Source organism: Protofrankia sp. CiP1_Cm_nod2 (assembly GCF_920664355.1).
In the GTDB taxonomy this organism is placed as follows: domain Bacteria; phylum Actinomycetota; class Actinomycetes; order Frankiales; family Frankiaceae; genus Protofrankia.
On the sequence record NZ_CAKKTL010000023.1, the window covers coordinates 15,654 to 25,938 of the forward strand.

Annotated in this window: 8 protein-coding genes and 1 pseudogene; 7 read left to right on the forward strand and 2 right to left on the reverse strand. The window is 74.0% G+C overall.

The genetic code is table 11. The features are described 5' to 3' along the window. A pseudogene (locus NBW84_RS04360) lies at positions 1-276 on the reverse strand (hypothetical protein); the annotation flags it as partial. A gap of 145 nt (positions 277-421) precedes the next feature. On the opposite strand from NBW84_RS04360, the gene NBW84_RS04365 reads away from it, so the two are divergent. The 3 genes from NBW84_RS04365 (at position 422) to purE (ending at position 3,872) form a co-directional block, all read left to right on the forward strand. Then, positions 422-1,213, forward strand: coding sequence for a hypothetical protein (locus NBW84_RS04365; protein WP_250281936.1), 792 nt, complete (start codon positions 422-424; stop codon positions 1,211-1,213). Positions 1,214-1,736: 523 nt separating this feature from the next. Continuing rightward, entirely contained in the window at positions 1,737-3,038 is a 1,302-nt protein-coding gene (gene purD, locus NBW84_RS04370) for a phosphoribosylamine--glycine ligase (protein ID WP_250281938.1), read from the forward strand. Positions 3,039-3,344: 306 nt separating this feature from the next. Then, positions 3,345-3,872: a 5-(carboxyamino)imidazole ribonucleotide mutase gene (purE, locus tag NBW84_RS04375; protein WP_250281941.1), complete on the forward strand. Its 528-nt coding sequence runs from the start codon at positions 3,345-3,347 to the stop codon at positions 3,870-3,872. 267 nt (positions 3,873-4,139) lie between these two features. On the opposite strand, the gene purB is transcribed toward purE, so the two are convergent. Further along, positions 4,140-5,636 (reverse strand): adenylosuccinate lyase, encoded by a 1,497-nt coding sequence (purB, locus tag NBW84_RS04380; RefSeq protein ID WP_445548632.1) that lies wholly within the window; start codon positions 5,634-5,636, stop codon positions 4,140-4,142. 215 nt (positions 5,637-5,851) lie between these two features. On the opposite strand from purB, the gene NBW84_RS04385 reads away from it, so the two are divergent. From NBW84_RS04385 to NBW84_RS04400, 4 genes are all read left to right on the forward strand, one after another. After that, on the forward strand, positions 5,852-6,772 hold the full coding sequence (locus NBW84_RS04385; RefSeq protein WP_250281944.1) for a phosphoribosylaminoimidazolesuccinocarboxamide synthase: 921 nt from the start codon (positions 5,852-5,854) through the stop codon (positions 6,770-6,772). Positions 6,773-7,016: 244 nt separating this feature from the next. Next, positions 7,017-7,916 (forward strand): pantoate--beta-alanine ligase, encoded by a 900-nt coding sequence (gene panC, locus NBW84_RS04390; protein WP_250281945.1) that lies wholly within the window; start codon positions 7,017-7,019, stop codon positions 7,914-7,916. Positions 7,917-7,918: 2 nt separating this feature from the next. After that, the gene (panD, locus tag NBW84_RS04395; RefSeq protein WP_250281946.1) at positions 7,919-8,446 is read left to right on the forward strand and encodes an aspartate 1-decarboxylase; all 528 of its coding nucleotides are present in this window, start codon (positions 7,919-7,921) and stop codon (positions 8,444-8,446) included. Further along, positions 8,443-10,260, forward strand: coding sequence for an L-aspartate oxidase (locus NBW84_RS04400; protein WP_250281947.1), 1,818 nt, complete (start codon positions 8,443-8,445; stop codon positions 10,258-10,260). Before panD ends, NBW84_RS04400 begins: the two co-directional genes overlap by 4 nt. Positions 10,261-10,285: the final 25 nt, after the last annotated feature.

The window sequence follows — 10,285 nt, forward strand, 5'->3', positions numbered from 1 at the left end:
CGGCGGCAGCCCGGTGAACGGCAGCAACGCGGCGAACCGCGGGAACCCGGTGGGTGGCGGGAACACGGCGAACCGCGGGAACTCGGTGAGTGGCGGGAACACGGCGAACCGCGGCACCGCCGCGAGCGGCGGCGGCCCGGTGAACGGCAGGCCGTCCGAAGCCCTGATGAACGGCAGGCCGCCGGGGGTGGCCGCGACAGGCGGTGGCTCCGCGCCGCCGCCCGCCCCCGCCGGGGACGCCCGGCCGAACACGCCGGACGACAGGTGGGCCCCCACCCGCCCCGGCCCCGACGGCCACCGGCTGGAACCCGGCATCCCACGGACCGGCCTGCCGCGCGGTGGCAGGCCGGCGGCGGGCGGCACGTCCGGTCCGGCCGCCCCGGCCGGCCCCGTCGGTTCCCTGCCGGCCCACCGGACGCCGGTGGCGCACGCCGCCGGCCTGGTCACCCAGCCGCAGGCGGTACGGCAGGGCGTCGGCGCGCATGCCCGGCCGGTCGGCTTCTCACCCATCGGCGACGTACCTCCCGCCGGCCTGGTGGAGGTGGTCGTTCGCGGCAGCTACGCCGTCCGCAGCGCCAACCGCGCCGAGGAGCAGCGCCGCAGGCGGGCGGACGCCGTCGCCACCCATGTGGACAGGCAGATCGCCGAGTTCCTCGCCATCTGCGCGGCCCAGAATCTCTCACCGGACGTAAGCGTCCGCGTGCTCCCGCAGCGCCTGCCACCGGTGGCCCGCGGTGGGCGCCGCCGGCAGCAGTGGGACCCGGCGCCGCTTCCGATCCCGGCTCCCACCGCTGCCGGCCCGGCCAGCCACGACACCGCCGGTCACGACGCGGCCGGGCGGCTCCCGACGGAGATCACCAACGGCGGGAGCGACGACGGGAAGGCCGGTCGGCGCGGCTCCGGGCAGGCCAGGGACCGCCGGCGCGGCCGGCACGTCACGTCACCGCTGGTCTGGCCGGTGCTGTACTGGCGTAACGAGGAGTTCCCGTACACGGGCCGCTGCCTGCACCTTTTCGTCGACCGCGACGGGCGGGCCTTCGAGGGCCGGGACAACCCCGGGGCCCTGTACGCCCTGGGCCGCGATGTCCGGGTGTGGCCGGTGGACGTCCACGCGGTCATCGGCTCCATGGCCGAGGTGGATGCCCGGCGCTGCGCGCAGCAGTTGGTGTACGGCCTGGCACACACGCTGTGGCGCGCCGGGGTCATCCTGTAGGCGGTCCCGGCTGGACAGGCGGTCCCGGCAGACACCCGTGGGCGTACGTGGGCGCATGGGCCCGCGGGTGCGGAGCGGGCGCGCGGCCGGGCAGGGCACACACCGCCCGCGCGGATCCCGGCGAGCGCCAGCCAGGCGTCCGTCACGAAATGTGTTCGTTTTCGCCCGGAGCGCCCACGGTTATCACACCTTGAGCACATCCCGCGGCCGGGCCAGGCCGGAAAGTTGATCGCGCTGGGCGCTACCCTGTACCGCGTGCCCTCCCATACCGGTTCCCACGCAGGGCCCGTGACCGCGCGCACGGCCGGCCACCGGCCACCGGTCGGGCAGACGGCAGCCCGGCAGACGGCAACGGCCGTTCCGACGGCAGCGACGGCAGCGACCGCTCCGGTGGCGGCCCTTCCCACGGCAGTGGCGGCTCCGACGGTAACAGCTCGTTCGGCGGCAGCCGCTCGTTCCGTGCTGACGGTTCGTTCAGCGGCGGCGACCGGCCCGGCGGTGGCAGTGGGTAACAGGTGACGCGGTGAAAGTGCTCGTCGTCGGCTCCGGCGGCCGGGAGCATGCCCTGTGCCGGGCGCTGTCGCACGACCCGGCCGTGGGCTCGGTCGTCTGCGCCCCGGGCAACGCCGGCACCGCGGATCTCGCCGAGCCGCGTCCGCTCGACGTCGGCGACCCGGACGCCGTCGCGGCCCTCGCGCAGGCCGTCCAGGCCGATCTGACCATCATCGGGCCGGAGGTCCCCCTGGTCGCCGGGGCAGCCGACGAGCTGCGGGCCCGTGGGCTGGCCTGCTTCGGGCCGTCCGCCGCGGCGGCACGCCTGGAGGGCAGCAAGGCGTTCGCCAAGGACGTGATGCGCGCGGCGGGCGTCTCGACCGCGGCCGCCCGTGACCACACCGAGATCGAGCCGGCCCTGGCCGACCTCGACGAGTTCGGCCCGCCCTACGTCGTCAAGTACGACGGGCTGGCCGCCGGCAAGGGCGTCACCGTGACGACCGACCGGGCGGAGGCGGTGGCGGCCGTGCGGTCCTGCCTGCGCCGGGCGGACGACCGGGTTGTGATCGAGGAGTATCTGGACGGCCCCGAGGTCTCGCTGTTCGCGATCGTCACGGAGGCCGGCACGGTCGTGCCGCTGCTGCCCGCGCAGGACCACAAACGGGCCGGAGACGGCGACACCGGGCCGAACACCGGCGGGATGGGTGCCTACGCGCCGCTGCCGTGGGCGCCGCCCGGGCTCGTCCCGGAGGTCGTCGACACAGTGATCAGACCCGTGGTGGGCGAGATGGCCCGCCGTGGCACGCCGTTCTCCGGCCTGCTCTACGCCGGTCTCGCGCTGACCTCCCGCGGGATGCGGGTCGTGGAGTTCAACGTCCGGTTCGGCGACCCCGAGGTGCAGGCGATCCTGGCGCTGCTGGCCACGCCACTGACCGACGTGCTGTCGGGGCGCCGGGCGCCGGTGTGGCGCGCCGGCGCGGCGGTCACGGTGGTCGTCGCCGCTTCTGGCTACCCACAGTCACCAAAAATCGGTGACCCGATCAGTGGCCTCGCCGCCGCGCAGGCCCTCACCGGCGTGGACATCCTGCATGCGGGCACCCGCCGGGACGCCGACGGCAGGATCGTGTCGTCCGGCGGACGTGTACTGTGCGTAACTGCAATCGGGTCACATCTGGAGGCCGCGAGAGGCTCGGCCTACGAGGCGATCAGCCGTCTGTCGCTGGCCGGAGCGCACTACCGGACCGACATCGGCGACCTGACCCGCATCGGCGTCCCGACCCGGCAGGCGGCGCCCGGCGGCGGGGCCGGCGGGTCGGCGGAGCGAGGTTCCTGACCAGACAGATCAGCACAGCCGGGCCACGGGATCCGGAAGATACAGCAGATGCGGGGGATCCGGATCCGCGCGGATCCGGATCCCCCGCCACGGGGGCCAAGGAGAACCATGGGAGCCGTGGGGGCAGAGGTACTGACGCCTGTGCCGCCGATATCCGCCCTGCCCGGCGTGTCCGGCGTGTCCGCCCACCCGGGGACGCCGTAGGCCGCCGGGTGGGCGGTGCCCGCCCCGGGCTTCCCGCGTCCGGCCAGCCAGTCGTCCACCTACGATCAGCCAGTCGTCCAGAAGGTGAGTGAGCAAGCAGGTATGAGCGAGATCCCTCGGAGCGGCCCGAACGTGCAGTCACCGAAGGTTGCCATCGTCTACGGCTCCCCTTCGGATGCCCAGACGATGAGCAAGGCCGGCGCGACCCTGGAGCGCTTCGGTGTCCCCTACGAGCAGGTGTCGGTGTCGGCCCACCGCGCCCCCCGCACCCTCGCGGAGTACGTGGGCGAGCTGGCCACCCGTGGTATCGAGGTCGTCATCGCCGGCGCCGGGCTCGCCGCGGCCCTGCCCGGAACCGTCGCCGCGCTGACAACACTGCCCGTGATCGGCGTCCCGATCACGGGTGGGGCGCTGGACGGTATGGACTCCCTGCTCGCCATCGTGCAGATGCCGCCGGGGGTGCCGGTCGCCACGGTGGGGCTGAACAACTCCACGAACGCCGCCGTGCTGGCCACCCAGATCCTCGCCCTGAGCGACCCCGGCCTGCAGGCCCTGCTCACGGCGTTCAAGGACGACTTCGAGAAGGCCGCCGCCGCGGGCCTCGAGGAGGCACTGACCCCCGACCGCTGACCGTCCACCAACCGGCCGGGCCGCCGCTCGGCGAGTCCCGGCACCTCGGTGCATCCCGCCTGCCCGGCGCACCCCGCTCAGGGGCTTCCGCCGGGCAGGCGGCCTTGTTCACCCGTCACATCGGATGATCATTCTGGATGGGCGCCTGTCGGACAGTTCCCGCCGGGCAGGCGCATCTCACCCGCCCGGCGCGTCCCTGCCGGCTGTCGTCACAGGATCGGCTGCCGCAGGATCGGCTGCCGCTATCGGCTGTCACAGGATCGCCTGTCACAGGATCGGTTCGGGGGTGTAGACGGCGGCGTCCGGGTAGCGGCTGACGATGTCGCCCACCCGGGCACAGAAGGCCGCGACCTGAGCCCGGGCCGCTCCGGTGAACGTCAGTGGCTCGGCCAGCACCGACAACAGCTCGGCCGTGTCCAGGCCCAGCCGGTCGTCGCCGGCCAGCCGGGCCAGCAGGTCGTTGTGCTCCGCCCCCTTCTCCCGCAGGGCGAGGGCGACCGCTACCGCGTGCTCCCGGATGACCTCGTGGGCGGTCTCCCGCCCGACGCCCCGGCGGACGGCGGCCATCAGGATCTTCGTCGTGGCCAGGAAGGGCAGGTTGCGGTCCAGCTCCCGGGCGATCACGGCCGGGTAGGCCCCGAAGTCGTCCAGGACGGTCAGGAACGTCTCGTACAGCCCGTCAGCGGCGAAGAACGCGCCGGGCAGCGCCACCCGGCGCACGACCGAGCAGGACACGTCCCCCTCGTTCCACTGGTTCCCGGCGAGCTCGCCGGTCATGGCGGCGAAGCCGCGCAGCACCACCGACAGGCCGCTCACCCGCTCGCAGGACCGGGTGTTCATCTTGTGCGGCATCGCGCTCGAGCCGACCTGGCCGGCGGCGAAGCCCTCGGTGGCCAGCTCGTGGCCGGCCATCAGGCGGATGGTCGTGGCGAGGCTCGCCGGCCCGGCCACGGCCTGGACCAGCGCGGTGACGACCTCGTAGTCGAGCGACCGCGGGTAGACCTGGCCCACGCTGGTCAGCACCCGGCCGAAGCCGAGGAACCCGGCGATCCGACGCTCCAGCTCGGCAAACCTGGCGTCGTCTCCGCCGAGCAGGTCGAGCATGTCCTGGCCGGTCCCGACCGGGCCCTTGATCCCGCGTAGCGGGTAGCGCTCCAGGGTGTCCTCGACCCGCTCGAAGGCGGCCAGCAGCTCCTGCCCGGCGGAGGCGAACCGCTTACCGAGCGTGGTTGCCTGGGCGGGAACGTTGTGGCTACGCCCGGTGATCACCAGCGAGTCGTACTCGGCGGCCAGCCGGGCCAGCCGGGCCAGTGCCGCGACCATGCGCCCCCGGATCAGCGCGAGCGAGCTGCGCACCTGCAACTGTTCGACGTTCTCGGTGAGGTCACGTGACGTCATGCCCTTGTGCACGTGCTCGTGGCCGGCGAGGGCGTTGAACTCCTCGATGCGGGCCTTGACGTCGTGGCGCCGCAGCCGCTCCCGCCGGGCTATCGAGGCCAGGTCGACCTCGGTGAGGACCCGCTCGTAGTCCTCGATCACACCGGCGGTCAGCTCCAGGCCGAGATCCCGCTGGGCGCGCAGCACTGCCAGCCACAGCCTGCGCTCCGCGACCACCTTGCTCTCCGGTGACCACAGCCGCCGGATCTCGGCCGAGGCGTAACGGGTGGCCAGGACGTCGGGAACCTCAGGAACCTCAGGGGCCTCAGGAGGCTCGGGGGCGGTGGGAGGTGTGGGGGCCGCGTGCTCGGTTGCCATACCGGCCATCGTGCCCGACAACCGCGCCCGAATCCCCGGGCCGGGCACCCTACCGGCCGCAACGCCGCGTCACGGGCCGCAACGTCCCGTCAACGGCAGGACGCCCGGCCACCGGCCACGACGCCGCGTCACCGGCGGGGGCGTCCTGTCGCCGGCGAGAACATCCTGTTGCCGGCGAGGCTGTTGCCGGCGAGGACGCCCGGCGCATCGCATACGGTCGGAGCATGCCACTGACGCACGAGGAGTTCGCCGGGCTGACCCACCTGGGGTCGGGCAAGGTACGCGAGATGTTCGCGGTCGGTGAGGACGCGGTGCTCCTGGTCGCCAGCGACCGGATCTCCGCCTTCGACGTGGTCCTGCCCACCGAGATACCGGACAAGGGCGCCGTCCTCACCGGACTGTCGCTGTGGTGGTTCGACCAGCTCGCGGACCTCGTACCGTCCCATGTGATCAGCACCGACGTGGACGAGTACCCCGACGAGCTCACCCCCTACGCCGAGCAGCTGCGCGGCCGGTCGATGCTGTGCCGGCGGCTGACCATGGTGCCGATCGAGTGCGTCGCCCGCGGCTACCTCACCGGCAGCGGGCTGAAGGACTACCAGCGCACCGGCGAGGTCAGCGGCCACGCGCTGCCCGCCGGCCTCGTCGACGGCAGCCGGCTGCCCGCGACGATCTACACCCCGTCGACGAAGGCGCCGGTCGGCGAGCACGACGAGAACATCAGCCGGGCGCAGGCCGCCTCCCAGGTCGGCCCCGAGGCCGCCGCCGAGCTGGAGAAACTCACCCTGGAGATCTTTGAGCGGGCGGTCGACGTGGCCGCCGGGCGCGGCATCATCGTCGCCGACACCAAGTTCGAGTTCGGTTATGACGCCGACGGCGTCCTGCGGCTCGGCGACGAGGTGCTGACCCCGGACTCGTCCCGGTTCTGGCCCGCCGACCAGTGGCGGCCCGGCGGCTCCCAGCCGTCCTATGACAAACAGTTCATCCGCGACTACCTGGCGTCCACCGGCTGGGACCGGACCGCTCCCGGGCCGCAGCTTCCGCCGGAGGTGGTCGAGGCCACCCGGGCCCGTTACGTCGAGGCGTACGAACGCCTCACCGGCACCTCCTTCGCCGGCTACATCGCCACCGCGCGGGCCCGGTAGGCGCCGTCCCGGGCAGGTGTTCCAGGACGTCCGACCGCAGCCCGGCACCCCGGGCCCGGCGGGCGTACCCTCGGCCCGCCGGGCCGCGTCGCCGCCGGCCGGAGCCCGCCGGCCGGTAACCGCCGGCCGCGGCCGCCAGCCGCTTGTCACATATGCGGTACGTGACAGACGTGCGCGCGCGATCGCGTTCGGGTTAGGCTGGCGCGCGACGTCCGGTACCCCTACGAGGACTGGAACGACATTGATGGCCACATCCGCAACCGCGGCTTCGCCACGCCCCCGATCGCCCGGCGACGGGGAACCGGCGCTGGCCCTGAGCCGCGCGGAACTCGACTCACTGCTCGACGCGTCACCCTTAGCGGCAAATGCTACACGGGCTGTCGTCATGACGATGGGCGCGTTACACGCCGGGCACGCCGAGCTGATCCGCGCCGCCCGGGCCCGCGCGGACCAGCTGATCGTCACGATCTTCGTGAACCCGTTGCAGTTCGGCCCCCGCGAGGACCTCTCCCGCTACCCCCGGACGCTCGACGCCGACCTGAAGCTGTGCGGCCGCGAAGGCGCGGACATCGTCTTCGCCCCGCCGGTCGTACACGAGACCCCGCCGCTCGTCCGGGTCAGCGCCGGCTCGCTCGGCGAGGTGCTGGAGGGCGCCAGCCGCCCCGGGCACTTCGACGGCGTCCTCACGATCGTCGCGACCATGCTCCACCTGACCCGCCCGCACCTGGCCTTCTTCGGCAAGAAGGACGCCCAGCAGCTCGTCCTCGTCCGGCGGATGGCGCGTGACCTGGCCTTCCCGACCGAGATCGTCGCGGTGCCGACGGTGCGGGCCCCGGACGGGCTGGCGCTGTCCAGCCGCAACGCCTACCTGACCACCCACCAGCGCCGCAGCGCGCTCGCGCTGTCACGGGCGCTCGCCGTCGGGGTGCGCGTCGCCGACGAGGGAGCGGACGTGGTGCTGGCCGCCGCCGGCGAGGTGCTCGCCGCCGAACCGGACGTCGAGGTGGGCTACCTGCGGCTGGCAGGCCCCCACGATCTGGCACCGGTACGCACCGGCCAGGCGCTGCTGCTGGTCGCGGCCCGGGTGGGCACCACCCGTCTGATCGACAACATCGAGCTCACGCTGCCCGGGGAGGACGGCTGACCGTGTTCCGGACCATGCTCAAATCGAAGATCCACCGCGCCACGGTCACCCAGGCCGACCTGCACTACGTCGGTTCCGTCACGATCGACGCCGACCTGATGGCGGACGCGGACCTGCTCCCCGGCGAGCAGGTCACGATCGTCGACATCGACAACGGCGCCCGGCTGGAGACCTACGCGATCGCGGGCCCGCCCGGCAGCGGGATCATCGGGATCAACGGCGCGGCGGCAAGGCTTGTCCATCCCGGAGATCTTGTGATCATTCTGGCGTACGCGGTCATGGCCGATGCCGAGGCCCGCCGGTTCACCCCGCGGGTGCTGTTCGTGGACGCCACCAACCGGGTCGTCGCCCACGGGCAGGATCCGGCGGCGGCGATCCCGGACGACCCGTCCAGCCTGCGCGGGGACATCGTCCAGCCGTTGTCGGTCGATCAGCTGTCCGTCGACGGGACGAGAACCGGCCGGGAGGCGCCCCGGCACGAGCCGGACGGCGGGCGGCCGGCCACGGTCGGAGCGCGGGTCCGCCCATGACCTTCCTGCCCTGCCGCCTCGGCACGCCCCGGCCGGGCTGGGCCCTCGACGCCGACATCGTGGTGATCGGGTCGGGGATCGCGGGGCTCAGCGCCGTCCTGCACGCCCGCGCGGCCGTGCCCGCCGGCCGGGTCCTGCTGGTCACGAAGGCGCGCCTGGACGAGGGGTCGACCCGCTGGGCGCAGGGCGGCATCGCCGCCGCGCTCGCCCCGGAGGACTCCCCCGAGGATCATCTGGCCGACACCCTGACCGCCGGGGTCGGGCTGTGCGACGCCGACGCCGTGCGGATCCTCGTCACCGAGGGGCCGGCCCGGGTGCGGGAGCTGGCCGAGCTGGGCGCCGCGTTCGACCGGAACGGCTCCACCGGCGGGTTCGCGCTGACCCGCGAGGGCGGCCACCTGCGCAGCCGGATCGTGCACGCGGGCGGCGACGCCACCGGCCTGGAGGTCGAACGGGCGCTCATCACGGCGGTGCGCGCCGACCCGGGCGTCGAGGTGATCGAGCACGCGCTCGTCCTCGACCTGCTGCTGGACGCCGACGGCAACGCCGCCGGGGTGACCCTGCACGTCCTGGGCGAGGGCAGCAAGGACGGGGTGGGCGCGGTCGCCGCCCGCGCGGTGATCCTCGCCACCGGCGGGATGGGGCAGATCTTCGCCGCCACCACGAACCCGCCGGTGTCCACCGGGGACGGCGTGGCGCTGGCGCTGCGCGCCGGCGCGGTCGTCACCGACCTGGAGTTCGTCCAGTTCCATCCGACCGCGTTGTGGCTGGTCCCGCCGTCGACGGCAGCGGGAGCGCGGCTGGGGGCGGGGGCGGGCCCGGCCGGCGCGACCGGACCGGCTGGCGGCGACGATGAGCCGTCCGGCGCGCCGTCCGTCTCCGGCCAGCAGCCGCTGGTCAGCGAGGCCATGCGCGGCGAGGGCGCCCACCTGGTGGACGCCGCCGGGCACCGGGTGATGGACGGCGTCCACCCGCTCGCCGACCTGGCGCCGCGGGACGTCGTCGCCAAGCGGATGTCCCAGGTGATGTCCGCCCAGGGCGTCGACCACCTCTACCTCGACGCCCGCGGCCTGGGCAGCGCCACCCTGCTGCGGCGCTTCCCGACGATCACCGCCCGCTGCCGGGCCGCCGGCGTGGACCCGGTCCGCGAGCCGATCCCGGTCGCTCCGGCAGCGCACTACGCCAGCGGCGGCGTACGCACCGACGTCTGGGGGCGGACCAGCGTCCCCGGGCTGTACGCGTGCGGCGAGGTCGCCTGCACGGGCGTGCACGGGGCGAACCGGCTGGCGTCCAACAGCCTGTTGGAGGGGCTGGTCTTCGCCGCCCGCATCGGCACCGATCTCGCCCGGGGGCTGCCCGCCCCGACGAAGCCGGCGAACCCGGTGGTGGGACGCGGCTCGGCCGGGCTCGCCGACCCGGCGGCCCGCGCCGACCTGACCCGCGCCATGGCCGACGGCGCCGGAGTGCTGCGCAGTGCGCAGAGCCTGCGGGCGACCGCGAAGACGCTGGCCGCCCTCGGGGACCTGCGGGCCGGCGGCACCGTCACCGCCGGCCCGGACGCCTGGGAGATGACCAACCTGCGGACCGTCGCCACAGCGCTGGTCGCGGCTGCCACAATGCGTCAGGAAACCCGCGGCTCGCACTGGCGGGAAGATTTCGGTAACACTGATGACGCACGCTGGCGTGGCCACATCCTCACCCAGCTGGACGCGGAAGGTGAGCTCTCAGTGACATACGAGCCGTTGAACGCCGCGGAGGCCGCGCCTGCGCCAGGCCACCCGGCAGCCGCCGGGCACGCCTCGGACCGGGCCTGATGCCACTGCCGTCCCCACCGCCGCT